30 protein-coding genes are annotated in these 25,979 nt (G+C 38.4%); 1 reads left to right on the plus strand and 29 read right to left on the minus strand.

Translation table 11 applies throughout. The annotated features are described in order from the left end of the window. Positions 1-10: 10 nt before the first annotated feature. From BUQ87_RS02230 to BUQ87_RS02335, 22 genes are all read right to left on the minus strand, one after another. Positions 11-415 carry a flagellar basal body-associated FliL family protein gene (locus BUQ87_RS02230; protein WP_038265207.1) on the minus strand — a complete coding sequence of 135 codons (405 nt, stop codon included), beginning with the start codon at positions 413-415 and terminating at the stop codon, positions 11-13. Between the two features lie 42 nt (positions 416-457). Next, a complete protein-coding gene (locus tag BUQ87_RS02235; RefSeq protein WP_038265205.1) occupies positions 458-1,165 on the minus strand; it encodes a flagellar motor protein MotB in 708 nt (235 codons plus the stop codon). After that, complete coding sequence (locus BUQ87_RS02240) at positions 1,165-1,959, minus strand: motility protein A (RefSeq protein ID WP_038265199.1); 795 nt, start codon at positions 1,957-1,959, stop codon at positions 1,165-1,167. The genes BUQ87_RS02235 and BUQ87_RS02240 overlap by 1 nt, the downstream gene beginning before the upstream one ends. Positions 1,960-1,962: 3 nt before the next feature. Continuing rightward, on the minus strand, positions 1,963-2,172 hold the full coding sequence (locus tag BUQ87_RS02245; RefSeq protein WP_038265197.1) for a flagellar FlbD family protein: 210 nt from the start codon (positions 2,170-2,172) through the stop codon (positions 1,963-1,965). Between the two features lie 16 nt (positions 2,173-2,188). After that, positions 2,189-3,679: a flagellar hook protein FlgE gene (locus BUQ87_RS02250; RefSeq protein WP_038265196.1), complete on the minus strand. Its 1,491-nt coding sequence runs from the start codon at positions 3,677-3,679 to the stop codon at positions 2,189-2,191. A 61-nt stretch (positions 3,680-3,740) separates the two neighbouring features. After that, the gene (locus tag BUQ87_RS02255; RefSeq protein WP_052636135.1) at positions 3,741-4,133 is read right to left on the minus strand and encodes a flagellar hook assembly protein FlgD; all 393 of its coding nucleotides are present in this window, start codon (positions 4,131-4,133) and stop codon (positions 3,741-3,743) included. A gap of 10 nt (positions 4,134-4,143) precedes the next feature. Continuing rightward, positions 4,144-5,493 (minus strand): flagellar hook-length control protein FliK, encoded by a 1,350-nt coding sequence (locus BUQ87_RS02260; protein ID WP_038265194.1) that lies wholly within the window; start codon positions 5,491-5,493, stop codon positions 4,144-4,146. 2 nt (positions 5,494-5,495) lie between these two features. Further along, complete coding sequence (locus tag BUQ87_RS02265; protein ID WP_038265192.1) at positions 5,496-6,767, minus strand: magnesium and cobalt transport protein CorA; 1,272 nt, start codon at positions 6,765-6,767, stop codon at positions 5,496-5,498. Between the two features lie 9 nt (positions 6,768-6,776). Continuing rightward, positions 6,777-7,217, minus strand: coding sequence for a flagellar export protein FliJ (gene fliJ, locus BUQ87_RS02270; protein ID WP_038265190.1), 441 nt, complete (start codon positions 7,215-7,217; stop codon positions 6,777-6,779). Positions 7,218-7,233: 16 nt separating this feature from the next. Continuing rightward, positions 7,234-8,547, minus strand: coding sequence for a flagellar protein export ATPase FliI (fliI, locus tag BUQ87_RS02275; protein WP_038265187.1), 1,314 nt, complete (start codon positions 8,545-8,547; stop codon positions 7,234-7,236). Between the two features lie 2 nt (positions 8,548-8,549). Beyond that, positions 8,550-9,362 (minus strand): FliH/SctL family protein, encoded by an 813-nt coding sequence (locus tag BUQ87_RS02280; RefSeq protein ID WP_242943766.1) that lies wholly within the window; start codon positions 9,360-9,362, stop codon positions 8,550-8,552. A gap of 1 nt (position 9,363) precedes the next feature. Then, positions 9,364-10,386, minus strand: coding sequence for a flagellar motor switch protein FliG (gene fliG, locus BUQ87_RS02285; protein WP_038265182.1), 1,023 nt, complete (start codon positions 10,384-10,386; stop codon positions 9,364-9,366). 11 nt (positions 10,387-10,397) lie between these two features. Continuing rightward, positions 10,398-11,954, minus strand: a complete 1,557-nt coding sequence (gene fliF, locus BUQ87_RS02290; RefSeq protein WP_077216561.1) for a flagellar basal-body MS-ring/collar protein FliF — start codon at positions 11,952-11,954, stop codon at positions 10,398-10,400. A gap of 6 nt (positions 11,955-11,960) precedes the next feature. Continuing rightward, entirely contained in the window at positions 11,961-12,248 is a 288-nt protein-coding gene (fliE, locus tag BUQ87_RS02295; protein WP_038265172.1) for a flagellar hook-basal body complex protein FliE, read from the minus strand. A gap of 14 nt (positions 12,249-12,262) precedes the next feature. Continuing rightward, positions 12,263-12,712, minus strand: coding sequence for a flagellar basal body rod protein FlgC (gene flgC, locus BUQ87_RS02300; RefSeq protein WP_038265166.1), 450 nt, complete (start codon positions 12,710-12,712; stop codon positions 12,263-12,265). A 2-nt stretch (positions 12,713-12,714) separates the two neighbouring features. After that, positions 12,715-13,110: a flagellar basal body rod protein FlgB gene (flgB, locus tag BUQ87_RS02305; RefSeq protein WP_038265165.1), complete on the minus strand. Its 396-nt coding sequence runs from the start codon at positions 13,108-13,110 to the stop codon at positions 12,715-12,717. Positions 13,111-13,341: 231 nt separating this feature from the next. Next, on the minus strand, positions 13,342-13,602 hold the full coding sequence (locus BUQ87_RS02310; RefSeq protein WP_038265164.1) for a stage V sporulation protein S: 261 nt from the start codon (positions 13,600-13,602) through the stop codon (positions 13,342-13,344). A gap of 112 nt (positions 13,603-13,714) precedes the next feature. After that, a complete protein-coding gene (locus tag BUQ87_RS02315) occupies positions 13,715-14,488 on the minus strand; it encodes a CheR family methyltransferase (RefSeq protein ID WP_038265162.1) in 774 nt (257 codons plus the stop codon). Positions 14,489-14,505: 17 nt separating this feature from the next. After that, on the minus strand, positions 14,506-15,345 hold the full coding sequence (gene ispH, locus BUQ87_RS02320) for a 4-hydroxy-3-methylbut-2-enyl diphosphate reductase (protein WP_038265159.1): 840 nt from the start codon (positions 15,343-15,345) through the stop codon (positions 14,506-14,508). Next, positions 15,335-16,003, minus strand: a complete 669-nt coding sequence (gene cmk / locus BUQ87_RS02325) for a (d)CMP kinase (protein ID WP_038265554.1) — start codon at positions 16,001-16,003, stop codon at positions 15,335-15,337. Before cmk ends, ispH begins: the two co-directional genes overlap by 11 nt. A gap of 19 nt (positions 16,004-16,022) precedes the next feature. Next, positions 16,023-17,234 carry a BaiN/RdsA family NAD(P)/FAD-dependent oxidoreductase gene (locus BUQ87_RS02330; RefSeq protein WP_038265156.1) on the minus strand — a complete coding sequence of 404 codons (1,212 nt, stop codon included), beginning with the start codon at positions 17,232-17,234 and terminating at the stop codon, positions 16,023-16,025. Beyond that, positions 17,235-17,846, minus strand: a complete 612-nt coding sequence (locus tag BUQ87_RS02335) for a histidine phosphatase family protein (protein ID WP_038265154.1) — start codon at positions 17,844-17,846, stop codon at positions 17,235-17,237. Positions 17,847-18,101: 255 nt separating this feature from the next. Here BUQ87_RS02335 and BUQ87_RS02340 point away from each other — a divergent pair, with 255 nt between their 5' ends. Next, positions 18,102-18,497 (plus strand): universal stress protein, encoded by a 396-nt coding sequence (locus tag BUQ87_RS02340; RefSeq protein ID WP_038265152.1) that lies wholly within the window; start codon positions 18,102-18,104, stop codon positions 18,495-18,497. A 29-nt stretch (positions 18,498-18,526) separates the two neighbouring features. Here the strand turns inward: BUQ87_RS02340 and BUQ87_RS02345 are convergent, their stop codons facing one another. From BUQ87_RS02345 to BUQ87_RS02375, 7 genes are all read right to left on the minus strand, one after another. Further along, positions 18,527-18,733: a hypothetical protein gene (locus BUQ87_RS02345; RefSeq protein WP_038265150.1), complete on the minus strand. Its 207-nt coding sequence runs from the start codon at positions 18,731-18,733 to the stop codon at positions 18,527-18,529. 33 nt (positions 18,734-18,766) lie between these two features. Then, a complete protein-coding gene (locus BUQ87_RS02350; protein WP_038265149.1) occupies positions 18,767-19,867 on the minus strand; it encodes a Nif3-like dinuclear metal center hexameric protein in 1,101 nt (366 codons plus the stop codon). Beyond that, a complete protein-coding gene (locus BUQ87_RS02355) occupies positions 19,857-20,567 on the minus strand; it encodes a tRNA (adenine(22)-N(1))-methyltransferase (RefSeq protein WP_038265146.1) in 711 nt (236 codons plus the stop codon). Before BUQ87_RS02355 ends, BUQ87_RS02350 begins: the two co-directional genes overlap by 11 nt. A gap of 81 nt (positions 20,568-20,648) precedes the next feature. Next, on the minus strand, positions 20,649-21,764 hold the full coding sequence (gene rpoD / locus BUQ87_RS02360) for an RNA polymerase sigma factor RpoD (protein ID WP_038265550.1): 1,116 nt from the start codon (positions 21,762-21,764) through the stop codon (positions 20,649-20,651). Between the two features lie 26 nt (positions 21,765-21,790). After that, entirely contained in the window at positions 21,791-23,536 is a 1,746-nt protein-coding gene (gene dnaG / locus BUQ87_RS02365; protein WP_038265143.1) for a DNA primase, read from the minus strand. A 114-nt stretch (positions 23,537-23,650) separates the two neighbouring features. Next, positions 23,651-24,424, minus strand: a complete 774-nt coding sequence (gene aroF / locus BUQ87_RS02370) for a 3-deoxy-7-phosphoheptulonate synthase (protein ID WP_052636133.1) — start codon at positions 24,422-24,424, stop codon at positions 23,651-23,653. A gap of 133 nt (positions 24,425-24,557) precedes the next feature. Continuing rightward, positions 24,558-25,976, minus strand: a complete 1,419-nt coding sequence (locus BUQ87_RS02375) for a phospholipase D-like domain-containing protein (RefSeq protein ID WP_038265139.1) — start codon at positions 25,974-25,976, stop codon at positions 24,558-24,560. Positions 25,977-25,979 lie beyond the last annotated feature (3 nt).

Consider the following 25,979-nt stretch of genomic DNA (forward strand, 5'->3'; position numbering starts at 1 on the left):
GCACCCCTTTTTATTGAACAATATAATCAGTAAAATATATCTCCTCTATAGACTGTATGTCAACATTTTCGCCTATATTTTTCTTTAATTCTTCCTTTATTGCATCCATTCCAGCTGCGCTTACCATGTCTTCCGGCTTTTGCTGAATAAGTATTGAAAGTATACCATCCCTAAGGGCAACTTTGCTTTCATCCAAAGTCTTAAGCTCCTTCTTGTTTGTTATCCCTATTGTTATCTTTCCTTTAAAAAAATGTCTTGTATCGCTCAAATTTGTAGAAAATTCTCCCACTTCATAATTTATGATCTCTTTCTTTTTTTCTGCTCCCTTTGAAAAAACCATAAAATACGCCACACCGCCAAACACAAGTGCGGATATTAAAACTCCTATTATTGAAAAAAACACTATCTTCTTCATTACAAAAAGCATCCTCCCAAAACATACATTTTTTCATAACACCTATTTTAAGATAAGTATATCAACTCTTCTGTTTTTAGCCTTGTTTTCAATCGTATCGTTTTGTGCTACCGGATGATACTCACTATAGCCTGCTGCAGAAAGTCTCCTTGAGTCTATTCCCATATCTTCTATTAAAAATCTCACCACATTGCACGCCCTGGAAACCGAAAGCTCCCAGTTTGTGGGATATTTTGAGCTGTATATAGGATCATTATCAGTATGTCCCTCTACCCTTATGCCTCTTGTTTTCACTTCATCCGAGTCAAGGAGTTCCGTTATATGAATAAGCATAGTCCTTGCCTCAGCCTTTAAATCTGCCTTTCCTGAATCAAATAGAATATTTTCATTAAACCTCAGTATAATTCCAACTTTTTCATTTAATACGTCGATACTATCCTCAAGTCCATTTTTTTCTATATAGTCTTCTATATTAGCTGCCATCTGCTCATATTTCAAATCCATTGGAATCTCTTCAGTGCTTCCTTCAGATGGGATTACCGGTATCTGATCTATGGTTTTTCCTCCTTCAAGAATTCCAAGAGATCCCTGCAGCGACTCCATTATGGTTTGAAATTTTTGAGCATCAGTAGTAGAAAATGCAAATAGAAGAACAAAAAAGCAAAGTAGCAGTGTTACAAGGTCTGAATATGTAGTCATCCATTCAGGTGCACCACCTGATGAAGATTCATTCTTCTTTCTTCTGCCCATTACGCCTCTCCTACTTTTGCAGCCATATCTGCTGAAGCAACAGCTTGTCTTTTAGACGGCGACAGGAATGCCTTAAGCTTTTCGTCAATTATCCTTGGGTTTTCTCCTGCCTGTATGGACAGCAATCCCTCAAGTATTATCTGCTTTTCAAGTATTTCCTCTCCACTTTTAAACTTCAGTTTTTTTGCAAGTGGAAGGAATATAAGATTTGCTAGAACCGAACCGTAAAACGTAGTTATAAGAGCTACCGCCATAGAAGGTCCTATGGTCGATGGATCATCAAGCGAGGCAAGCATATTTACAAGCCCTATGAGTGTTCCTATCATACCAAAAGCCGGCGCATATGCACCCATGGCCTCAAATACTTCCTGACCTATTCCATGTCTTTCTGCTATAAAATCGACTTCGGTTTCAAGCAGGGTTTTTACAAGTTCGGGGTCCGTTCCATCCACAACAAGCATTATACCTTTTTTCAAGAAATCATCATTTATATTCTCAGATGCCTCTTCAAGGGACAGCAGCCCCTCTTTTCTCGCCTTGTTGGCAAGATCGTTCACTTCATCTATTACTACGCTCATGTTCTTATTTTTGTATTGAAATGCCTTTTGAGCTATTTTCATTATTTCCAAAAACTTCGGGAGCGGGTATGCAACAAGTGTTCCTGCAATAGTTCCTCCTACTACGACCAGTATCGAAGGTATGTTTATAAAGCCCCCGATATCACCACTTGTAACTATCGAAAGGATTATTAGTATGAATCCCGATAGTATCCCCGCAACGCTTGCTATATCCAAACGCTACACCTCTTTCTCTATGTCTATTGCTGGCGAATATACTTTTTTTTTGAATCTCACCACTTTTTCTATGATTTCATCAACATTTTCCCTTGCTAGGAATTTATGGCCATTTGTAAGAGTTATCACCGTGTCAGGAGTTTCTTCCATCGTCTCTATCATATCGCAATTAACCACAAATTCCTCGCCGTTAAACCTTGTAATCTTAATCATGCCGTCTCCTTAAATATTATCTTTTTAGGTTTATGAGTTCTTCAAGCATCTGGTCAGTTGTGTTTATTATCCTCGAGTTAGCCTGAAAACCTCTTTGAGTCTGTATCATATTAGTAAACTCCCTACCAAGGTCTATATTCGACATCTCAAGCGCTCCCGCCTGGGTCTCTCCAAATCCATTGCTTCCAGCAAACCCCTGTATTGCTATTCCAGAGTTTGCTGTTTCAGTGTACATATTTGAAGATACCTTCTCAAGCCCTGAAGGGTTTTTGAATTTCGCCAGCACAAGCTTGCCAAGAACCGATTTTTGGCCGTTTGTAAAATTACCTTGTATCTCTCCATTTTTGCCTATAGAAAAATCGTCAAGAGCGCCCTGCTTGTATCCGCCGACCTCTTCAATCGAAAGCGAAGATTCTGTAACCGACTGCGTTATTGTTGAATTGCCCTTTTCATCCTTGAATGAAAGGTTGAAGTTGAAGTCCCCTGATCCATTAGGGAATTTAGTTCCAGCTCCCCCAGGTCCAGTAAGTACTATGTTAGTCATATCTCCACTCGAGACATTACCATCTTCATCGAATGTCAAGTCAAATTCCGTACTTCCCGTTCCAAGCTGTCCTCCATCGTCTCCTACAAGTTCAAGCTCGACCTTCCATTTGCTAGGCTCTATGACATTTCCTACCGATACCGGATCTGCAGTGAACAGATAATCGTCTCCATCCAGCGTAGGCTGCGGGTCTTTAAATGTCCTTTTAACGCTCATCTTGACTATGTGCTCTCCGCCCATTTCGTCATACACTGTAAATGTTGTCTGCCTTGCCACAAAGCTCGACTTGCTTATTCTCCATTCGTTAGGGCTTCCATCGCCAGTTGTATCCTTGGCATTGATTTTGGCGTCAAGCCCCGTATTGGCGTCTATGTTGCCCTCGAATTTGACATCCCTGGCGTTCGACTTTACAGTCGGGTCGGCAGTCGTATTTCCTTTTTCGCCGGTGCATTTTGCAGGGAATGTCATGGCCTTTGATATTGTAAGGCCTTCTATCTCATCGTTAAGCTGGGCATCCGGCCCTATGGTGCCGTCTTTCACCTTGTATCCCAAAACCTTCAAGCTTCCGCTCGAGAGAAGGTTTCCACTGTCATCTATGGAGAAATTTCCCGCCCTCGTGTAGTACCTGTTGTTGAAGCTCGGGTCGTCCGAAACCATAAAGAAGCCTTCGCCGTCTATCATTAAATCGGTTGGGATTTCAGTCCTTTCAATAGATCCTATGGTCTGGAAGTTGTCTATTGACGAAACATCTATTCCAAGCCCCACCTGCATAGGATTGCTTCCGCCCTTGCCGCCTTCTGCAGACGAAGCGCCTTTAAGCGTTTGGCTAAAGACCTCTTTGAACTGAACCCTCGAACCCTTGTATGCTATTGTATTTACATTTGCAATATTGTTGCCTATTACATCCATTTTAGTCTGGTGAGCTTTAAGCCCTGAAATTGCAGAATACATAGATCTCATCATAACGACTACCTCCTACATCTTATTGGATTTTCTCGCACTGGCTAAATTAATGTGCTTTATGCTACGCTTCGCTTTCATTTTCACTTTTGTCAATATCCAAGACTTCTGCCAATTCTTCCCTCAGCTTCTTAAGCTCTCCAAGCATTTGGTCTATTCCCAAAACAGACAGTTTCTGACTTTCGTTCATTTCGTTTATTTTGCCGGTCAAGCCCTTAAATCCTTCTTCAGTTACTTTGGACATATTCTGCATCTGCTCCAAAGAACTGAACTGCGCCATTTGCGCTATAAACTCCTTATCCTGCATAGGATTCATGGGGTCCTGGTTTTTAAGCTGTGTAACGAGCAAATTCAAAAACTCATCTTTTCCCATGGTGCTGTCGGTCAAAGCGTTCTTATTTGCGTTGCTTGCGTTTGTATTTGTTGTTCCTGTTGTTCCTATTCCACTCACACTCATCTTATCACCCCTACGCCAAATAATTAAACTCCTGTTTTGTATTATCATATGGATTTACAGCAACATTTAAATTTACATCTTCAAAATTCATTTCGTCCAAACCGAGTTCCGTGCCGATACTCGGTTTTCTTCCCGATTTGCCTCGGCCCTTGAATAAGCCTTCAAACCCTTCTCCCTTTCCCTCTGAATCCACGGAGACATCTATTGATTTTATGTCTATTCCCTGCTGGGCGAGAGTTTCTTTAACCTCTTCCATGTTCACATCGATTGCAGCCTTAACCTTTTCATTAGATGTTATAATCTTTGCGCTAAGCGTTCCGTTTTCAGACACAATTCTAAGAAGCACCTTTCCCAGACTTTCTGGTTCCAGATTTATCTCCAGAGATTTGAAGTTTTCAGCAGACTCGACCTTTATTCTGTCGCTTATCTGACTCATCACATCTCTTCGAAAGGCCTGTTCCACTGGCTTAATATGTACAGATTCAATTTTTGCCCCTTGACTCTTCAAATTTCCTGTAAAGCCTGAGCTATTGCTGTCTACCGTGTCCCCCAACTCAATATCTTCAACCTTTGCATCGTCTTTTTGTGTGTTGAGCTGGCTTTTGCTATCCATGTCATCTAAGAATCCAGATGCTTGTCCCTGTTCTTTTGGAATCTTTGTTTCAGGATTCAAATCAACTTGTGCAACATTCTCATCTAGATTATGCTCATTTTCATTTTGAGCCTTTACAGCCCCTTCATTTACAACAATCCTTTGGCTGTACATATCCTTTTTAAGAGCTTCCTTTGAAACAGTCTCCTCCGATTTTATTGATACTAAATTGAGGTCTAATAGTATTTTTTCAAGGTCTTCATCTTTGGGTACGTCGGTTTGAATGTTTTGCGTTGTGCTATCTTCATTTTGAATAGCGAGCGAATCTTTAGCTCTCAAGGCATTTACCAAATCTTGTATTGTGGCCTTTGGAACTTCAAGTTCTCCCTGATCTATATTCATCAGTCCCAGCAAAACTTCATCCTCGGTTTGAAGCGGTGTCTCATTAATTTCTTTATTTGTTTGCACTGGCTCGTTTACAACAATATGTTTTTCATCCATATTGTTTTCTGCTTCTGAACCAGTGTGATTTTTCCCCTCTTCAACTTTGTCATTTGGCTTTTCTTTTTTTTCAGTTTTCTTCTCTATTCTTGTTTCTTCAGGCTTTTTTCTTTCAGGTTTTCTTTCTTCCTCAGGTCGATTTTTTTCATTTATAATGTCTTTAAAACTTTTATCGTCGTCCTTCTTGTTAGAAAATTCATTTGTCTTTTTGTTTGGACTGTTTTTATTTGAAACCCTTAACAGGTTTTCAACAGGCATCATATTCATATCTATACCTCCTGATTGGGCAAACCCATTTTTCTTGTGAGTTCTGCTGATTTTGAAATTCCAAGTTCCACGAACATTTTTGATAAAAACTTAGGCTCCAGATTGTCAAGTATGTCTATAAGAAGTTCTTCTTCTGTTATTTTCACCTTTTCAGTTCCTACAATGTATTCCTTGTATATTTGGTTTGAACTCGTCATTTGATTTGCTATATCCGCCACCTGTTTCGGCTTCATAGTCTTGTATGTTTTCGTGAGTTCCAAGACTCTGTCCCTATATTCGCTCATTATATTAATCATAACATATATGTCCTGCATATTGTCCTGCTCATTTAGCTTTTTTAATTCCGCAAGTTCTTTAATTACTTCATTTTTATAATCTTCATCTTCAAATTCAGATAGTATTTTCCCTGCCTGCATAGGATCTAAGAAAAGCATTATGTTTGCAACTTCCTCCCTTGAATAAGCTTCTTCATTCGAAAGCTGCTTTTGTGCTTCTTTATAGTCCTTTCCGTCGTATTCACTTGCCTTGCCTTTCATTTTATTTAAAAAGTTTTGATATGAAAGCATTTCCCTTTCAACATCTTTTAAAAAATCCTGATTTAAATGTGACTTTATCGCATCCGCAATTTCAAAATCCATATAGTAAAGCACTCTTGCACAATATGCTGACTTTAAGAGTTCTAGCACTCCAGCAGCATATTCACTGTCAATTTCTAAAGCCATGATCTTGTCTTCCATATTTTTAACCGTTTCATAAATTCCAAGTTTCGAGTAATTTTTTGCGAGTTCACTCTTTTCCTCTATCTTCTCCATGTTCATGTTTTCTATTTCACTTTTGAATGTATCTTTTTTCATCTCTTTCATGCCTATTTCCTGGATTATTCCCTGAGTATAATTGCTGTCTACCTCTCTCATTAGCTGGATCATTTCCCTGTAAAAATTTTTGTCCTGATTTTTCAAAAGCATCAATTTGTCGACAGTCCTGTCCATATCCAAAGAAACATAGTATTTTGCCAAAGTCCTCTTTTGCTCTTCCACTTCCTGCTGGGTCTGACCTTGCGATTCTTTTTTATCTTTGTTTTTTTCCATGAGTCCCGATACCACAGGAACCTTTTTAAAGAGCTCATTTGCATAATTTTTTATCTTTGGATTGAATGTATACAGTATGAAAAACGTAACCAACACAACCATTAAAAGTGCTGCTGGAATCGCTATAAAAATTAATTTTCTTTTTTTATTTTTTTCATCTTTGGAAGTGTCAACTACTTCATTCATTTTAGCCTCCTATGTAATCCTTCTGCTTCTATATGAATTCATTTGGTCTACAAACTTGTCCTCTTGCTGTTTCTGATAATTCTTGAGTTCAATCATGTGCTTTTCCTTTAAAGATTCAAATGACTTTCTTTCCTTCATAATATCCATGTATTCAGTCTTTTTTTGATCGAATTTAATTTCACACTCTATAAAAGCTTTTTTAAGGTATTTTATCTTGTCATCTATGTTATCGATAAAGCCATTCATATTCTTTATATTTAATATCGAAGACCCTTGTGAAAGCATAGTCTCAAGCTCAATCTGCTTTTTCGCCTTGAAGCTTTCCATGCTTGAGAGTTCATTTTCTATGCTTCTCAAGTCTTTCGACGCAATGGCAACTTCATTCTTTTTATTGTCCTCAAGCTTTTCTTTTATATCCAGTATCTTTTGAAATTTAAATTTTTGAATCATCTCAAAACACCCCCTATCAACTAAATATGCCAACCAGTAAGTTCAGGGCTTCTTCATATTCAAAATGTTCTCCCGTTCCCTGACGTAAGAACGAATTTATGTCATCTATCTTGTCTATTGCATAGTCTATTTTGCTGTTTGTTCCCTTTGAATAGACTCCTATATTTATGAGATCTTCAGCTTCTTTGTATGTAGCAAGTACATCTCTAAGTCTTTTTGCCGCAGTCTTGTGATTATCGTCAGTTATCGCCGGCATAACCCTGCTGACACTTGAGAGTATATCGATGGCAGGATAATGGTTCTTATTTGCTATGCTTCTCGAGAGAACTATGTGACCGTCAAGGATACCTCTTACAGCATCTGCTATCGGCTCATTCATATCGTCTCCATCAACCAATACGGTATAAAGGCCCGTTATAGAACCCTTGTCAGAATTGCCTGCTCGTTCCAAAAGCTTTGGAAGAACGGCAAACACAGAAGGCGTATAACCTTTCGTCACGGGTGGCTCTCCCACCGCAAGTCCTACTTCTCTTTGAGCCATCGAAAAACGCGTTAGAGAATCCATCATGAGCATTACATCCATTCCCTTGTCCCTGAAGTATTCAGCTATGGATGTGGCCAAAAGGGCTCCCTTCATACGTATAAGCGGCGGCTGGTCAGAAGTTGCAACTACAAGTATAGATCTTTCAAGACCTTCCTTTTTCAAGTCGTTTTCTATAAATTCCCTGACCTCCCTGCCTCTTTCTCCAATCAGCGCTATGACATTTATATCTGCTTTTGTATTTCTTGCTACCATTCCAAGCATGGTTGACTTTCCCACTCCGGAACCCGCAAATATACCTATACGCTGCCCTTTTCCGCAGCTGAGTATTCCATCTATGGCTTTAACTCCAAGAGGAAGCGCTGTTTCAATTTTTTTCCTCTTAAGAGGGTTTGGGGGGGGGTTCATTACAGGATAATTGCTTAGCTCTTCATCTGATATATATTCTCCATCAATTACGTTTCCCAATCCATCTAAAACCCTTCCCAGCAGCGCTTCTCCCACTTTCACTTCCATGCTTTTCCCGCTGGCGACAACAATGCTTCCCGGTCCTATTCCGTCCATTTCCCCAAGAGGCATAAGTATTACATTTCCATCTTTAAATCCAACAACTTCTGAAAGTATTGGATCTTTAGAATCTATAGGATATATATAGCATATTTCCCCAAGTTTGCCGGCTGGCCCTTTCGACTCTATTGTAAGTCCCACTATCTTGCAGACCCTTCCGGAATATCTTACTGTATCAAGTTTTCTGAGTGCATATGTATATTTTTTAATATCTATAGACAATTTTATCCTCCACTTTCAAGCAAATCCATAAATTTCCTCTTTATTATTCCGATTTGCGTTCCTACACTTGAATCCACCGTCCCAGAAGATGTTTCAACTATAACTTCTCCCTTTCCAAGTGAATCATCCTGCCTCACTTTTATATCTTTTATACCGTTTGAATAGAGCATTATCTTGTCCTTGTTGCTCCTAAAAAGCTCTGCATATTCGCCCTTAGCTCTGACTACTATGTCTTCTGCATATGAAAGCCTCTCCAGGCCCTTTTTCAGAATATTCAATATCATCTCATCATTTTCGCTAAGTTTTTTATCAATTATTTTTTCAATGCTTTCAATTACAATTCCAACTATCTCGACTTCAAGAGATTCTATTTCACTCTTTTTTTGTTGCTCTATGTTTTTCTTTAAACTGATTGCCTCATCTATTAAAGCCTCATATGTTTTTTTGCCTTCGTCATATCCGTTTTGAAACCCTTCGCCATACCCTTTTTGTTTTTCAATTTCATATATTCTATTTGCCTCTGCTTTTTTTGTATCTGCAGCTCTTTTTTCTTCTTCTAATCTTTCTTTTTCAAGCTGCATGATCTCCTTTTCTCTTTGCATTATTTTCAAAAAACTTTCTTTTTCTCGAAGAAGTTCATAGAACTTCTCCGAAACTTCATCTCTTACCGCACTCTCACTTGGCTTTGCCGTAGCTTCTATATTTCCTTGCACAATATCTGCATCGCAATTTGCTGCGGCATCTATCTTTGATGAACCTCTTTGTATGGAAATGACCTTGGGCTTGCTGAGATTGACAAAATCAGACTTTATCACTCTATACAATCAGCTCATCTCCTCCACCTCTAGATATGATTATCTCGCCTTGATCTTCAAGCTTTCTTATTATATTGACAATTTTCTGCTGTGCCTCTTCTACATCCCTAAGCCTAACAGGTCCCATAAAGTCCATGTCCTCTTTTATCATCTCAGACATACGCTTTGACATGTTTGTAAATATGACTTCTCCGACTTCCTGCGTAGCTCCTTTAAGCGCCACTGCAAGCTCGTTATTGTCAACTTCACGTATAAACCTTTGTATCGCTGTACTGTCTAGGTTTATTATATCTTCAAACAGGAACATTCTTCTCTTTATCTCATCTGCCAATTCTGGATCTGACATCTCAAGATTTTCCATAATTCTCTTTTCTGTTCCTCGGTCGACAGAGTTTAGTATGTCGACTACATCTTGAACTCCGCCAGCTTTTGTATAATCCTGAGTCACTATGTTCGACAGCTTGTCCTCAAGCACAGACTCAATTTCTTTTATCATCTCAGGATAAGTCCTATCCATCGTAGCAATTCTCTTTGCGACTTCCGACTGCTTTTCCTGAGAAAGTCCCGATATTATTTGCGCCGCCTTGTCATTGTCAATATGCGACAGTATTAGCGCAATCGTCTGAGGATGCTCATTTTGTATAAAGTTCATAAGCTGTGATGGATCAGCCTTTCTGGCAAAATCAAACGGTCTAACTTGAAGTGATGCCGTAAGTCTTCCTATCACTTCTATAGCCTTGTCATTTCCAAGTGCCTTTTCAAGCACTTCCTGTGCGTAATTTATGCCACCTTCAGATATATATTCTTGGGCCAGACATATTTCATAAAATTCCTCAAGCACCTGGTCCTTGAGCTCTGGCTCCACTTTTTTTATGTTGGCAATTTCAAGAGTGAGTTCCTCTATTTCATCTTCAGATAAGTTTCTGAATATCCTCGCCGAATACTCCGGACCAAGCGTTATCAAAAGTATCGCCGCCTTTTGTTTCCCTGTGATATCCATTTGTTTTTTGTTGGACTTTCCCATTAATACTCCCCCTACTCTTCATTAAGCCAACTTTTCAAAAGTTGTGAAGCGATTTCAGGATTTCTATCTATAAGTGATTCTATGCTCTTTTTGTATCCCGAATCTTTTATATCCACTTCCAGTTCCTTTATTTCTTCTTCTGGAATATCAATCATTGCAAACGGTTCATTTTCTATTTCATTACGCTTTTCATTTCTTCTTCTTATAAATACTGCCAGCATTACAACAAGCGGTATTATAATCAAAGCTCCCACAAGAACAATCATCCATACCGGCATGCCTTCATCAGCATTTTCCGAACGGGCTTCAAACATTTTTTCTATGCTGTTATCGAACGGTCTCGCATATATTTCTACGGCTTTTGCATTAAGCCCTACTGCTGTAGAAACTATCTTTTGTATCTGTTTTCTCTGTTCATCGTCAAGCTCGTTGCCTTCTAGTATGTCACTGTTTATTATTATTCCTACTGTTACTTCCTCTATCTGGCCTTTGGCCTTTTCTATCTTTTGTATAGTCTCATTGAGCTCATAATTTACAATTTTTTCATTTTCAAAGAATGAATTTGACGCCTGCTCTCCTTCCACATACTGCTCTATGTCATCAGTATTAGTCGGAGTACCTGCCGCTCCTCCAGTTCCATCCTGAGAGGAATTTGACGACTTTTCCTGGCTGCTTCTTACAAGTCCGTTCTCTTCTCCTTCTATAGGGGTGTTAAAAGTCTTAGACTCAATTACATTTGAGTCAAAGCCCAGTCTTATGCTTGCCATTATGGATACATTGGAATACCCGTATGCCGGTCCTAAAAATTCCATAAGGCTAGATTGCAGTTTGTTTTTAACCTCCTCTTGAAGCTCTATTTGATTGTTCGAAAGAGAATCCTCCTCTTTCTCGCTCCCATTTAGAACTTTTCCGCTGGAGTCGTGTATTGTTACGTTTTCTTCTTCCAAGCCCTCTACCGAATTAGCTATAAACGTAGCTATACCGTTTATCCTGTCAATTCCAAACTCTTCCTTCGGGTCTGTTTTTATCCAAACTGCAGCTTTGACCTTTTCCTTGTTTTCAGAAAGTATGAAATCACTTTTTTGAGGAATGCTAAGATTTACAATTGCACTTTCAATTCCAGGCATGGATTCTATGTCCTGTACCAGGCTATTTTGAAGAGCCATGTTAAACGCCTGTTCTTTTTCTTCTTTGCTTAGAAAAATATTATTCCTATTCAACATGTCTTCATATGAAAATTTCGGAGAAGGTATTCCTTTCATGGAAAGGTCTATTCTCGCCCTGCTTACATCTTCCTGCGATACAAGTATTGTACTCTCATCCTGTATCTTGTATTTGACACCCAGTTCGTCAAGGTTTTTGGTCATATTCCCTGTTTCTTCGGGTTTTAAATCTTTGTATAAAACAACGTACTCAGGTCTTGTAACGTAAAATATCGAGAGTGTCAGTATCAGCACAATAAAAAAAGATCCTGCTATAAATACTGTTTTTTGTTTTTTGCTGTATTTATTAATAAAATTTGTTGTACTATCCTTTATTTTCGAGAAAAATTCCCCCAATTTATACACCTCATGTTATATTTGCATTCTCATTATTTCTTTATATGCATCAATTACTTTGTTCCTAACTTCCGCTACAGTCTGTATAGCTATATCAGCCTTTTGCGTTGCTATTGTGAGATCATGCATGTTTTCAAGTTCTCCATTTACAAAATCCACTCTTAGACTTTCCTGTTTCTGTTCAAGCTCGCTTGCGGAATACAGAGCATTAATAAATGCCTCTTTAAAATTACCGCCCAAATCATTTTTTTTATTCTGGATTGCCGTCGCATTTGCAAAACTGTCAAACCCTCTTATCTGCAAATTCTACACTCCTTTTATTTTGAAATTTCCAAGGCCTTTAACATCATCGATTTCGTATTGTTAAGTGAAGTGACATTGGCCTCATATGCCCTCATTGCAGTTATCATGTCAACCATCTCTTTCACTACATTTACATTTGATGTGAGTACGTACCCTTCACTGTCCGCATCCGGATGCCCTGGATTATATTTTTTTTCAAAAGGTGACTTGTCTTCTATTATCTTGTCTACTTCAACCCTTGAAGAGTCAGCATCTGTTTTACCATTTCCCGTATGTACATCCATATAGTCACTAAACTTTTTTCCAGTTGCAGATTTAACCACAACGACCTGCCTTCTATATGGCATTCCATTTTCAGTCTTTGTAGTATTTGCATTCGCTATGTTTTTCGATATTACATCCATCCTAAGTCTTTCAGAAGAGAGTGCAGAACCACTCGTATTTATGCCATTGAAAAGACCCATACTTACCTCCTCCCTTCACCTATTACGCTTTTCATCCTTCTAAAGTGATTTGTTATTTGGTCTACAGTAGTGTTGTATCCTATAGTGTTTTTTGCAAGTTCCGCATTTTCTATATCCAAGTCTACATTATTCCCATCCATTCTTGTTTTTACTGAATCCGAGCTGTTATTTTCATAAATTTTGGAAGGCTCTACATCATTAATTCTAATATGTTTTTTATCGGTAACATATCCCTCAATAGTCCCATTATCTGTTTTTTCGAGGACTTTCGCAAATGAAACATCTTTTCTTTTATAGTTTGGGGTGTTTACATTTGCTATGTTTGAATTTATCAATTTATTTCTATTCCAATAATAATCCAGTGCATTAGATAATATGCTTAAACTTTTACCATTCATATACCGATACCACCTATCCATTTAATCTATACCTTAAACGCCTTATTTATATTATATATTTAATAAGACAAATTGAAAACCTAATTTAAGTAAATTAAATTTCGACACCCCAAAAGCATATTTTAAATGTTCTTGTCACAAAAGCGCAAATTGTAGATAATTTCAGCACAATAAAAAAGGAAACATATTTTTGAAATATGTTTCCTTTAAGTGCATAATTGTTTATGAACTTTATCTTGGCTCTATTATGAGCTTTATTGCAGTCCTTTCCTCGCCATCAATTTCTACATCCGTAAAAGCCGGTATACATATAAGATCCATTCCGCTTGGTGCAACGAATCCTCTTGCTATCGCAACAGCTTTTACAGCCTGATTCAAGGCTCCTGCACCTATTGCCTGAATTTCAGCTGAACCCCTTTCCCTTAAAACCCCTGCTAAAGCCCCTGCTACAGAATTTGGATTGGATTTTGATGAAACTTTTAATACTTCCATTTTTCTGATCCCCCTTTTATTTGATTATTATAATTTTTACTGCATATGCGAAAATGACTAATCCCTTCCCTAATTAAAATAGTTCTACATAGAATTCAAAGTTCCTCTATTTTCACTGTGTTTTCCCATAGAAAAAAGTTTTAAGAGATTTCAAGTTGTACTTGTTTGGCATTATTATCTGCTCTGTGCTTCCAACAAACAAATATCCCTCATCATTTAGCGAACTGCTGAAGTTTTTATATATTTCAGCTTTCGCCTCTTCTGTGAAGTATATAAGTACATTTCTGCACACTATGAGATCGCAGCCATCAAAATACTTGTCTTTTAAGAGGTTATGTTTTTTGAATTCAACTCTTTGTTTGATTTCATCCTTCACCTGATATATACCATCTTTTCCTATAAAATAATCGTCAATAAAATTTTTAGGGAGATTTTTTAAACTTTTTTCTTGATATACTCCATTTTTAGCCTTGTTTATTGCCTCTTGATCGATATCAGTAGCTATTATCTTTATCTTGTTTAGCGGCATGAATTTGCTCAATAGCATAACCATAGAATATGGCTCCTCTCCTGTCGAGCAGGCGGCACTCCATATCTTTAGGCTTTTTTTGTTTTTCAGCAGTTGTGGGAGTATTTCACTTTCAACTACTTTCCACTGGTCCGGATTCCTGTAAAATTCAGATACATTTATGGTAAGATAGTTTATAAATTCATTGAATAGTTCCTTGTCAGTATCTATCGCCTTGAAATAGCTTCCGAAATCGTCATATCCGTTTCTATTCGCAAGTGACGAAAGCCTTCTTTTCATCTGTTTTTCTTTGTATAATGACAGGTTTATTCCAGTCTTATGATGCACCTTATCCTTAAAAAGTTCATAGTCCCGCATATTATTACCCCCTAGATTTATTTTGAATTTTCCTGTATATATTCAACTACTTCTGTTATTATCCAATCAGGAGTGGATGCCCCTGCTGTTATTCCCAAATGCGAATAGCTGCTTATCAAGCTCATATCCAGTTCCTCTTTTGTCTCCACATGGAATGTCGGGCAGTTCTGACTGCATATTTCAGTCAGCTTTTGAGTATTAGAGCTATGATATCCTCCTATGACTATCATCGCCTGGGCCTTTTTTGAAAGGATTTTTGATGCATCCTGTCTTTCCTTCGTCGCAAGACATATTGTGTTGTGAAATTCGATATGATCCACCGTTGCAGTAAGCTTTTTCTTTATGTGTTCATATTGGTCTATATTCATTGTAGTTTGAGCCACTACAGAGTATTCACTATCATCCCAGCTGTAACTTTCAATATCATCTATTGTCTTTACTATTTTAGCGCTATTTTTACACCATCCATTTATACCTATGACTTCCGGGTGTTTAGGGTTTCCCACTATGACTATTGCTTTCCCTTCAGAAAAACTTTTGTATACTATATCCTGTATTTTTTTTACAAACGGACAAGTGGCATCTACTATGCTGACGTTCTGTTCTTTTAATGCATTATATACATCCAGCGACACTCCATGCGACCTGATTATTATACTCCCCGATATTTTTCCTTCTACCGCGTCTATCACCTTGAGGCCTTTTTCCTTGTACTTGCCCACCGCCTGGGTATTGTGTATAAGCTGTCCCAATGAATATATATTTTCTTTTGCATTTTCAAGCTCTTTCCAGGCCATGTCCATAGCTCTTTTGACTCCAAAACAAAATCCCGCAAATTCAGCCACTTCAATTTTCATTTTTGTCACCTCGCCTGATATAGTGTAATATGTCCTGAGTAACCTGCTCTATGTTTTTCGTTGTCGTGTCTATAGCTATAGCATCTTCAGCCTTAACCAAAGGTGCAAACTCCCTGGTTCTGTCCTGCCTGTCTCTTTCACTCAAGTCCTCTATGACACTTGAAAGCTTGATTTCATATCCTTTCTCCACCATTTCAAGGTGCCTTCTTTTAGCCCTTTCAACAATGTCCGCCTCCACATAAAACTTGTACTTTGCATCTGGAAATACATGAGTACCTATATCCCTTCCGTCCATAACCACATTGTGTTTTCCAGCTATCTTTCTTTGAAGGTCTACCATCATAAGCCTGACATCCTTTATGCTTGCAATTTTAGAAACCCTTTCATTTACTACGGGCATTCTAATCTGCTCGCTTATGTCTTCGCCATCGAGCAGAATCTTACCGTCTGAAAAATCTATATCAGAAGACCGTACTATATCAACTATTCCATTTTCGTCATCTGGATCCACATCCATTTTTACTGCCTTATATGTGATTGCCCTATACATGGCGCCAGTATCTATATATATATATCCCAGCATGTTTGCTATTATTTTAGCTATGGTGCTCTTTCCTGATCCAGCCGGCCCATCTATTGCTATAACTGTATTTTTCAATTGTAATTCCACTCCTTTGTTAAGCGTTAATTCCTGCAACATATCCTGTTGAAAAAGCTATTTGAAGATTATACCCTCCAGTCAAAGCATCCACATCTATTACCTCTCCTGCAAATAAAACATTTTCCACAAGTTTGGATCTCATTGTATGGGGATCGATTTCAGAAGTCTTTACACCTCCAGAAGTGACTGTGGCTACTTTTATGTCCATAATTCCGCTGCATGAGAGTTTTGATTTCTTTATAGCATTTACTATTCGTTCCTCGTCAACCTTTTTCAAGTTGTTTGGAAGATCATTTATATCCAAATATGACAGCAGTTCCTTCATAAGCGATACCGGAAGCAGCTCTTTCAGATTGTTCCATATGGCCTTGTTTGGATGCTCCCTTATAAGTCCTGATATGTCACTCGCACTGCTATCAGGTGCAAAGTCAATACTAATTTCCACATCTCCATTTGCAAAACATCTGTTAATATAACTAGATGCACAAAGAGCCAATGGTCCGCTGAGTCCAAAATGTGTGAACAAAAGATCTCCTCTATTTGAATATACCATTCTGCCTGCATGTGAAATATCCATATGGGCTTCAAGCGAAATCCCCGAAAGCCCCTTGACCCAGCTTTCCCTTATGAGAAGCGGTGAAAGGGCTGGATATATAAGCTGCACAAAATGCCCCATTCTCTTAATAACATCAAACATGCTGCCGTCTGATCCCGTATGGGGATAGCTTTTTCCTCCTGTTGCAACTATTATGCTGTCCGCAAAGCATTCGGCTCCATTCTCCAGTATTGCTGAGATTGCCTTTCCACTTTTCAGCTTTATATCACTTACCTTTGCAGATTTTAAAACCTGTACGCCACTTCTTTCCAAGACCCTTTGCATTGCCTCTATTACATCTTTTGAGCTGTGGCTTTTAGGATACACTTTCATATCTTCTTCAATTTGAAGGTCAACCCCTTCATTCATAAAAAAATCCATGAGCATTTCATTTGTAAAGCTGTAAAACGGAGTGTATAAAAATTTATGATTTCTAACCACCTTATCAAAAAAATCGGATATGTCCCTTGCATTTGTAACGTTACATCTTCCGCCTCCAGTAATGCTGAGTTTTTTTCCCAGCTGTGAAGTGCCTTCCAAAAGAAGTACCTTTTTCCCATTTTGCGCGGCCGCAATTGCTGCCATCATGCCGGCAGGACCCGCTCCTATAACTATAACCTCACTTTTTTTCAACTATTTTTCCTCCAAATGCGTCGTATCATTAACTCTCATTATAACAGGACCATAATCCCTGTATTCTATAACATTGAGCGAAGTATTGCCCTGTTTTATCTTGTATATATTTGAAAGCTCCGCCCCCAAAAGACTAACAAGAAGTATTTTTATTATCATTCCATGAGATACCAGAAGTATATTGGCGTTGTCATGCTGTTCATTTATATTTGAAATGCAGTCCATTATTCGCTTTCTCGCCTGAAGCAAATTTTCCGCCCCCGGAATTTGGGCTTCTTGAGGCTTTGTCCTCCAAACTTTATATATGTCTGAGTATTTTTCCCTTATAGCATTTATAGTGAGCCCTTCCCAGTCGCCAAAGTTAATCTCTCTAAGCCCTTTGTCGAGCATTATCTCCTTGTCCAAATGAGATGATATTATATTCGATGTCTCAATAGTCCTTCCCAAGTCACTACTGTATATATAGTCAACATCGAAGCTTTGAAGCCTTTTTGCAAGTTTTTGTGTCTGCTCTATTCCTATTTCAGCAAGACTGGAATTTTGTTGTCCCTGAGTCTTTTTTTGAATATTCCATTCAGTCTGTCCGTGTCTCACAATGAAAAATTTATTCAATTTCATCTCCATCCTTTGTGTCTATATATTATATTCATAATGTGAAAAATACCCAACATCCATCTTATATCCCATTTAAATGCTATGAAATCTTTATTTGTAATTATATCAAAAATAGAACTTTCTGTCACAAAAGCGCTTGTTTTAAGTTTATTATGCTCTACATGTTTTAGTCATTCACTTTATTGGTATCTACTAATTAAATCCAGCTATTCAAACACTTCAAATCAAAATAAAACCGAGGAGGACACCCAAATGAAATCAATAAAAAAAATTCTATTGCCTGTGGACAATCTAGAACCCTGCACAAACGCTATATCCGCAGCCAAACTTCTCGCGCAAGGCTTCAAATCTGAAATAGTAATTCTTAACGTGCAAGCAGATTTCACTTCCGCAGAATCCGACATGTCCAAAGGAACCAGGATAGTCGAAGAGGTAAAGTCAAATTTCAAATACGCAGATATACAAGTTACAACTAGAGTTGCATTTGGAAATCCCAGCGAAATAATACTCGATATTTGCGAAGATGAAAATTTTGACATGATAATAATCTGTACACATGGTCTTAGCGCCACAAGAAGGTTCCTGCTCGGAAGCGTGACAAATAAAATTGTCCATCACTCCAAGGTTCCGGTTTTGGTTTTAAGATAAAAAAATAGACGGAAAATCCGTCTATTTTTTTATTCAATTTCCCATTCGTCGTCTATGAGAATTCTTCTGGATATGCTAAAATCGCTGTCATATGGATTAACCCCATCCTCAGTCCACGAAAGTACGCCTTCTATGAACTTAAGCTTAAGCAAGGGCTTGTCCTGTTCCAACCCCTTGTTTATAAATACGGTTTCCGGATACTGTGCAAGATATTTCATCATTTCCCACGTCTTCATGCCATCCCCTCCAAACATGTCTACAAAACAATGCTAAATGCTCCAAAAAACATCAGATGAAGCATTTGAAGTAAGTATTTCAACTCCCTTTGTGCTGCCCTTTAAAAATTCAGACATTATTTCCGCAAAAATCTTTTCACTTCCATAGTGTCCCACATCTACAACTGCAATCCCTTTTTCTAATGCCTCCTGAGCCTGGTGGTACTTAACATCTCCTGTAACTATGACCTGGGCTCCTTTTTTCACGGATTCGCCCATAAATTCGCTTCCCGAACCTGATACAACTGCTACCCTTTTCACATTCATTTTAGGATCCCCTGCTATTTTCAACAGCTCTATGTCAAGACCCCTTTTTAACCCTTCCGCAAACTCTTCCAAACCTACTTCTCTTTCGGTTTCTCCTATTCTGCCTATGCCTATTGAATCTCCTTCGTTCAAAAGTTCATACATATCATAAGCAACCTCCTCATATGGATGCACTGAAAAAACATGCTCTAAAGCGCTGTTAAGCTTTTCCTTCGGCAGCACGCTTTCAATTTTAACCTCTTCAATATCACAGACCATGTCCTTTCGTCCTACATGCGGGTTGCTCCCTTCAAGCGGCCTAAACCTTCCAACTCCATCTGTGCTGAATGAACAGCTGTCATAATTGCCTATATGCCCAGCACCCCCTTCAGCCAAAGCTCTTCTTACAGCATCCTCATGCGTCTTTGGCGCATATATCGCAATTTTGACTAGCTTCTCGGCTTGAATTATGCTTAAATCCTCGATGTTTTTAAGCCCCATCTTCCTGCAAAGGCCGTCGTTAAGCCCATCCCTTGCTATATCAAAGTTCGTATGCATGCTGTAAAGTGATATGTCTTCTTTTATGAGTCTTATTACGGCTCTTCCCCTGTAAGAACTGCTGTTTATTTTTTTCATGCCTTTGAATAAAAAAGGATGGTGGGTTATTATGATATCCACGCCCCTTTCCACGGCTTCTTCAATTACAGATTCATCTGCATCAAGAGCAAGGAGTACCCTCTTTACACCGCTTCCATAATCTCCCACTAAAAGCCCCACATTGTCCCATTCATAAGCGAGGTTTGGACTGTATTTGCTTTCTATTATTTTTACTAACTCCTTAAGCAACATTCTCTCTTATCTCCTTTATCTTTTTGAGTCTATTACTGCAAAATTCAAGCCTCAAAGCAGCCTTTATAGTTTTATTACCCTCAAGATTGGAAATTATGCCTTCATATTTTTTTATCTTTTTATCCAAAAATTCAACAAGCAAATCCTTGTCATCCACCTCTAAAAGTTTCTTGCCGATCTCAAAATATACCCCGTCAATTGTATCCTCTATTTTATCCGAGTCTCCAGCATATGAGGCAATTATTATTTCATACATTTTTTCATCTTCTTTTGCAAGGCATTCTTTTTGTATCTCAAACCCATTTTCAAAGAGGTATTTCCTAAGTTCATGAGAAGCCTGCATAGGTTGAAGCACAAGTTTATTCACACCTGAAGCCTTTTCAAAATCATCTTCAATAATTTGGCTTATAAGAACTCCTCCCATACCCGCAATTATCACTTCATCAACCTCTGCATCATCTAAGACGGAAAGTCCTCCTCCAAGCCTCGTATTTATGCTGTCCCCAAGCCCATTTTGAGCAATATGCTTTTTAGCCTTTTCCAATGGCCCCTTGTTGACATCAGATGCAATTACAAACCGGCTTATACCCGTTTTAACAAGATATACCGGTATATAGGCGTGGTCTGTCCCTATATCGGCTACTCTCGCTTCATTATCTATCTGGTCGGCTATGCATTGTAATCTATTTCCCAAGTTCAAATCATCGTCCTCCTGAATTTTATTTTTCGCGTATATTAAGAAAAATCCGCCAAATGACGAATTTTTCCTTTTAATCTAAATTTAGTCTAGATAATCCTTAAGCTTTTTAGATCTGCTTGGATGTCTAAGCTTTCTAAGCGCTTTTGCCTCTATCTGCCTTATTCTCTCGCGTGTTACATCAAATTCCTTGCCCACTTCCTCGAGAGTTCTCGCTCTTCCATCTTCAAGTCCAAATCTAAGTTTTAATACCTTTTGTTCCCTTTCATTAAGCGATCCAAGCACATCTTCAAGCTGCTCTTTTAAAAGTGAATATGCTGCCGCTTCAGCAGGAGCAGGAGCGTCATCGTCAGGTATGAAATCACCAAGATGGCTATCCTCTTCCTCTCCTATAGGCGTTTCCAAAGATACAGGCTCTTGGGCTATTTTAAGTATCTCTCTTATCTTTTCTTCAGGCATGTCCATTTCCTTTGCAATTTCATCAGGTCTTGGTTCTCTTCCAAGCTTCTGAAGGAGCTGCCTCGACACTCTTATAAGCTTGTTTATGGTTTCCACCATGTGCACAGGTATTCTTATGGTTCTCGCCTGATCCGCTATGGCTCTTGTTATGGCCTGTCTTATCCACCAAGTTGCATACGTACTAAACTTGTATCCTTTAGTATAGTCGAATTTTTCAACAGCCTTTATAAGCCCAAGATTACCCTCTTGTATAAGGTCCAAAAACAGCATTCCTCTTCCCACATATCTTTTTGCTATACTTACAACAAGTCTGAGGTTGGCTTCAACAAGTCTTTTTTTAGCGTATTCTTCCCCTGCTTCCATTCTCTTTGCAAGTGATATCTCCTCTTCCGCGCTAAGCAGCGGAATCTTTCCTATTTCCTTAAGGTACATTCTCACAGGATCGTCAATACTAACTCCTTTTGGAACGCTAAGATCCTTAAGATTTACCTCTTCCTCTTCATCTTCATCGGCATCAGTTTTCGCTTCTGAATCATCAGACTTTTCATTGTCATCAATGACTTCAATGCCCATTTGTCCAAGGCTTTCATATATAGTCTCTATTTTATCTTTATCGATATCAAGTTCAGCCAGCGCATCCATTATTTCCTTATATGTCAGCGACCCCTTTTTCTTTCCTTTTTTTATGAGTTCTTTAATAAGTATTTTTTCTTCTTCAGAGACTCTACCCGCCATTTGCATCCCTCTTTCCATATTTTCTAAGTTCATCAATATTTTCTAAGTTCATTTTCAATATTGAATATTTCTATTCCTATTTCCAAAAGCTTTTTTTCAACATCTGTGTCGTAGTTTTCCTCCAATTGTGCTTGAAGTGACTTTTGAATGTCATTAAGCTTTTCACTTCTTCTCCTGAGCGAATTCTTTTTAATTCTAATTATAAGTTTTTCAAACTCTTCAGCTTCTATATCTTCAAACTTCTCTTCCAGTAAAAACTCAGTTTCATCTTTTTCAATATCCAGGTTGTTTTTGAGCTTCTCAAAAATAACTTTAAGCTCCCCATCAAATTCATCTCCAGAAAGCCTGTGAGTCATTTCTTGTCTAAATGTCTCACTTTTAACAGCAATAAAAATCAGCTTTTTTTGTGCGATTTCAATTCCATTTTTAACTGGATCAATCTTTTCCGGCAGTACAGGCTTAGCCTTTCCAAACTGCTTTCTGCTGAAATATTTTCCATAAGCTTCTTTTCCTATAGCCTCTACCGAAATGCCCGTCTCATCTGATATCTTTTTAATATGATATTCAGCTTCTACCGGGCTTTCTATGTTCTTGAGTATTTTAGCTACCTCTTTGCAAAAAATCGCCTTGCCTTCCGGCGAATCCATATGAGAACCTCTCCTTAGGACATCTATTTTAAATTGTGTAAAAGAAACCGCATTTTCAATTTCGCTCCTGAACTCATTAACCCCGTTCTTTCTTATATAATCGTCAGGGTCCTTTGCATCCTTTAGATTTAATATCCTAACGCTCAGTCCATTTTCATTCAGTATGTCCATTCCTCTGAGAGTGGCCTTTATCCCTGCACTGTCATTGTCATATGATATTATGACTTCATCTGTAAACCTCTTCAACAGAAGAGCCTGCTGCTGTGTAAGTGCAGTTCCCAAAGAAGCAACCGAATTTTTCACACCAAACTGATGCAGCGCTATTACGTCCATATAGCCTTCCACAACTATTATGGGCTCTTTGTGAGATTTCAGTACTTTTTTGGCAAAATTGAGTCCGTAAAGGTTATATCTTTTGTTAAACACAAGGGTTTCAGGCGAATTCAGGTATTTGGGCATCGAATCGTCAATGACCCTTCCTCCAAAGCCTATTACCAGCCCTTTATGATCGAATATGGGAAATATTACTCTATTTATGAATCTGTCCCTATATCCATCACCTTTTTTCCTCTGGGTTACAAGACCTGAGGCTATTATATCTTTTTGGCTGTATCCCCTTGACTTTAGATAATCCATAAGTCCATTCCAGGAATCTCCCGAATATCCCAGGCCAAACCCCTTTATGGTTTTCCTGTCCAGTCCCCTTCTGGCAAAATAATTCAACATGCTTGGGTTTTTGTTCCAAAGCATATTAAAAAAATATTTTGCAGCTTCAGTATTTATCTGTATGAGCCTTTGCTTTTCATTAGCCGCAGCTTTTTGGGTTTCATCAGAATAATCCTCAAGTCTTACCCCCGCCTTGTCAGCAAGAATTTTAAGGGCCTCGCTAAAATCAACATTTTCAATTTTCATTATAAAGTTTATAACGTCTCCACCCTCGCCACAACCAAAGCACTTGTACATCTGCTTGACCTGACTCACTACGAAAGATGGTGTCTTTTCAGAGTGAAAAGGACAGTTTGCCTTAAAGTTAGATCCCATCGATTTAAGAGTGACATATTCAGATATTATCTGGACTATATCGCTTCTTTCCTTGATTTCATCTATAATTTCTTCTTTTAAATACCCCATATCGATCACCCTTTTTTATCCAGGGGGTTATATTTCCTGTAAAATATACATTCTACAAAACATAATGCTTTTCCTCTATTTTTTCACAACAATTAAAAAACGAATGAGCAATTTCTATAACCCCATTCGTCTTATTTTTTTCATGAGTTCATCAAAACCATTAAAATCTATGGATTGATCTCCATCACAAAGCGCCATATCCGGCTGCGGGTGAACCTCTACCATGATTCCATCCGCCCCGCAGGCAAGACCCGCAAGTGACAGGGGTTCTATTAGATCCCTTCGCCCTGCCGCATGGCTGGGATCCACTATGACAGGCATTCCCGTAAGCTTTTTGACAATCGGAACGGCTGAAATATCAAGGGTATTTCTTGTACAGTCGCTGAAAGTCCTTATTCCCCTTTCGCAGAATATGACTTCCATATTTCCTTCGACAGCTATATATTCAGCAGCGCCTATCCATTCTTTTATGGTTGCACTTATGCCTCTTTTCAGGACAATAGGCTTGTCGAGTTTACCCACTTCTTTTAAAAGTGTAAAGTTTTGCATATTTCTTGAACCTATCTGTATTATGTCACAGGAATCATAAATCTTTTCAATATCCCTAACGTCCATGAGTTCTGTGACCACTTTTATTCCAACTTCTTTTCTTACGCTTTTCAGCATTTCAAGCCCCTCATCTTTAAGTCCCTGAAATGAAAAAGGCGATGTCCTGGGCTTAAAAGCCCCTCCTCTTAATATATCCGCCCCGGAGTTTTTAACACTCTGAGCCGTCTGCTTGAGCTGGTCATAACTTTCTATGGTGCATGGTCCAGCTATTATAACTCTTCCATTTAAAATCCCGTCTTTAAACGAAATTTCTTTGCTGCTAAAAACATTTGAATCCATCTACATACTCCCTTTGCAATCAAAACATTTTAGGAATATACCCATATATTCTATCGAAATATCATTTGGAATCAGATAAAATCCCATCATTAGATTATATCATATTTCCATCAATTGTCCATACCCAAGGCCCTTAAAAAGTTGAAATTCCACTCCATTCCTGGAATCTGTAAATAAGCTTTTTAAGCAGGCTATTTTGTGCATATTCTTCGTATTCCAAAAGCTTCTCTTCTTCACCATCATAAAGAATTTTAAAATAATCATCTATTTGCGTGCTTATTCTGCTCCCCTCAGGCGATATTATCTTTATATCAGCTTCAAGGTTATAGCCTCTTATGTTCCTCCTCGTCATATTCGCAGAGCCTCCGAATATAGTATGCATCCCACTGCTTTTTACTGATATTAATTTGCTGTGAAACTGCTCTCCGCTGGTTTTATACCATTTTATACTGGCCTTTTCATTTGTCTTTTCAAATATTTCACTTGCCACAACCCTGTTTGGTATTCCGTTTTTTTCCCTTCCAAATGCATCCTTATTTGCATCCAGTACCAGATTTAAGCTCACGCCTCGGTTTGAAGCCTTTACGAGCTCGTCTATAAGTTTTCTGTCAGAAAGGTAAAACATTGCAATATTTATCTCGTCACCATCTACTGTTTTAGATACAGCATCAGTCACTTCAGAGCCTATCTTCTCCTCTGTTATATACTGTATTCTTATGCTCTCTCCGGCACTTTCACTTATGCTGTTCTCTTTGTCGTATTCAATGCCCCTGTCAATATCCGACCAAGATGCTATAACATTTTCACCTGCAAGTATGTCATTTATCACGGATCCTTTTACTGCAAATGCTATGTTCGAGTGCCTTCCGCTTGCATCATGAGGGTTTGCCGAGCTTATAAGCGCTTCATTTTCCGTCGCCAACACCTTCCTGTGGTTCGCCTTGAAGTTTAAAAGCCTGAGATATGAGCTGAGCGTTACTTTTGGAGAATCCTTGCTAAATGGATTTGCAATCCATCCTCTTCCCCTTTCGATATCCCAGTTTAAAAATAGCCTCCAAAGCCCTGAATAAGCAGGATTTGAATCCTTCATCTTTTCAGTCTTTGTAAATACAACATCTATCCCTTCGGACTTTAGCCTCTCCATCATATCTGACTTATAAGACCCATAAAATGTATTTATTTCATCCGTTATGATGACTATCTCCATTTGCGGACTGCTCTTTTTCTTTTCTATGAGTTTTTGCACAAGCGCATTTGAAACATCGGGGTATGAATCCTTCCTGTCATATTCGTCATTAAACAGGAACATGTCCATTACTATGAAGCTATCCGCACTATCTATGATACTGTGAGCTTTTTCAAATATGTTTTGATCCATCACCTTGCCACCTTCTTTGTCGAATGTCAAATCATATAGAAATTCAACGTCGTCTTCCGTTACATTGTATATTGGACTTGCAATAGATGTCCCCTGCGGCTGAGGAATAAGCACGCTGTATAAAAAGCTTACGCCCAGCAGTATTGAAAATATTTTAGTCTTTATATCTGCCACTTC

It is taken from the genome of Peptoclostridium litorale DSM 5388 (genome assembly GCF_900141635.1).
Lineage (GTDB): Bacteria > Bacillota > Clostridia > Peptostreptococcales > Peptostreptococcaceae > Peptoclostridium > Peptoclostridium litorale.

Bases quoted from the DNA above. Each gene is read 5' to 3' on its own strand.
- BUQ87_RS02230 (WP_038265207.1), bottom strand. From the start codon at position 415: ATGAAGAAGATAGTGTTTTTTTCAATAATAGGAGTTTTAATATCCGCA.
- BUQ87_RS02235 (WP_038265205.1), bottom strand. From the start codon at position 1,165: ATGGGCAGAAGAAAGAAGAATGAATCTTCATCAGGTGGTGCACCTGAA.
- BUQ87_RS02245 (WP_038265197.1), bottom strand. From the start codon at position 2,172: ATGATTAAGATTACAAGGTTTAACGGCGAGGAATTTGTGGTTAATTGC.
- BUQ87_RS02250 (WP_038265196.1), bottom strand. From the start codon at position 3,679: ATGATGAGATCTATGTATTCTGCAATTTCAGGGCTTAAAGCTCACCAG.
- BUQ87_RS02255 (WP_052636135.1), bottom strand. From the start codon at position 4,133: ATGAGTGTGAGTGGAATAGGAACAACAGGAACAACAAATACAAACGCA.
- BUQ87_RS02260 (WP_038265194.1), bottom strand. From the start codon at position 5,493: ATGAATATGATGCCTGTTGAAAACCTGTTAAGGGTTTCAAATAAAAAC.
- BUQ87_RS02265 (WP_038265192.1), bottom strand. From the start codon at position 6,767: ATGAATGAAGTAGTTGACACTTCCAAAGATGAAAAAAATAAAAAAAGA.
- fliJ (WP_038265190.1), bottom strand. From the start codon at position 7,217: ATGATTCAAAAATTTAAATTTCAAAAGATACTGGATATAAAAGAAAAG.
- fliG (WP_038265182.1), bottom strand. From the start codon at position 10,386: ATGGGAAAGTCCAACAAAAAACAAATGGATATCACAGGGAAACAAAAG.
- flgC (WP_038265166.1), bottom strand. From the start codon at position 12,712: ATGGGTCTTTTCAATGGCATAAATACGAGTGGTTCTGCACTCTCTTCT.
- flgB (WP_038265165.1), bottom strand. From the start codon at position 13,110: ATGAATGGTAAAAGTTTAAGCATATTATCTAATGCACTGGATTATTAT.
- BUQ87_RS02310 (WP_038265164.1), bottom strand. From the start codon at position 13,602: ATGGAAGTATTAAAAGTTTCATCAAAATCCAATCCAAATTCTGTAGCA.
- BUQ87_RS02315 (WP_038265162.1), bottom strand. From the start codon at position 14,488: ATGCGGGACTATGAACTTTTTAAGGATAAGGTGCATCATAAGACTGGA.
- ispH (WP_038265159.1), bottom strand. From the start codon at position 15,345: ATGAAAATTGAAGTGGCTGAATTTGCGGGATTTTGTTTTGGAGTCAAA.
- BUQ87_RS02340 (WP_038265152.1), top strand. From the start codon at position 18,102: ATGAAATCAATAAAAAAAATTCTATTGCCTGTGGACAATCTAGAACCC.
- BUQ87_RS02345 (WP_038265150.1), bottom strand. From the start codon at position 18,733: ATGAAGACGTGGGAAATGATGAAATATCTTGCACAGTATCCGGAAACC.
- BUQ87_RS02350 (WP_038265149.1), bottom strand. From the start codon at position 19,867: ATGTTGCTTAAGGAGTTAGTAAAAATAATAGAAAGCAAATACAGTCCA.
- rpoD (WP_038265550.1), bottom strand. From the start codon at position 21,764: ATGCAAATGGCGGGTAGAGTCTCTGAAGAAGAAAAAATACTTATTAAA.
- dnaG (WP_038265143.1), bottom strand. From the start codon at position 23,536: ATGGGGTATTTAAAAGAAGAAATTATAGATGAAATCAAGGAAAGAAGC.
- aroF (WP_052636133.1), bottom strand. From the start codon at position 24,424: ATGGATTCAAATGTTTTTAGCAGCAAAGAAATTTCGTTTAAAGACGGG.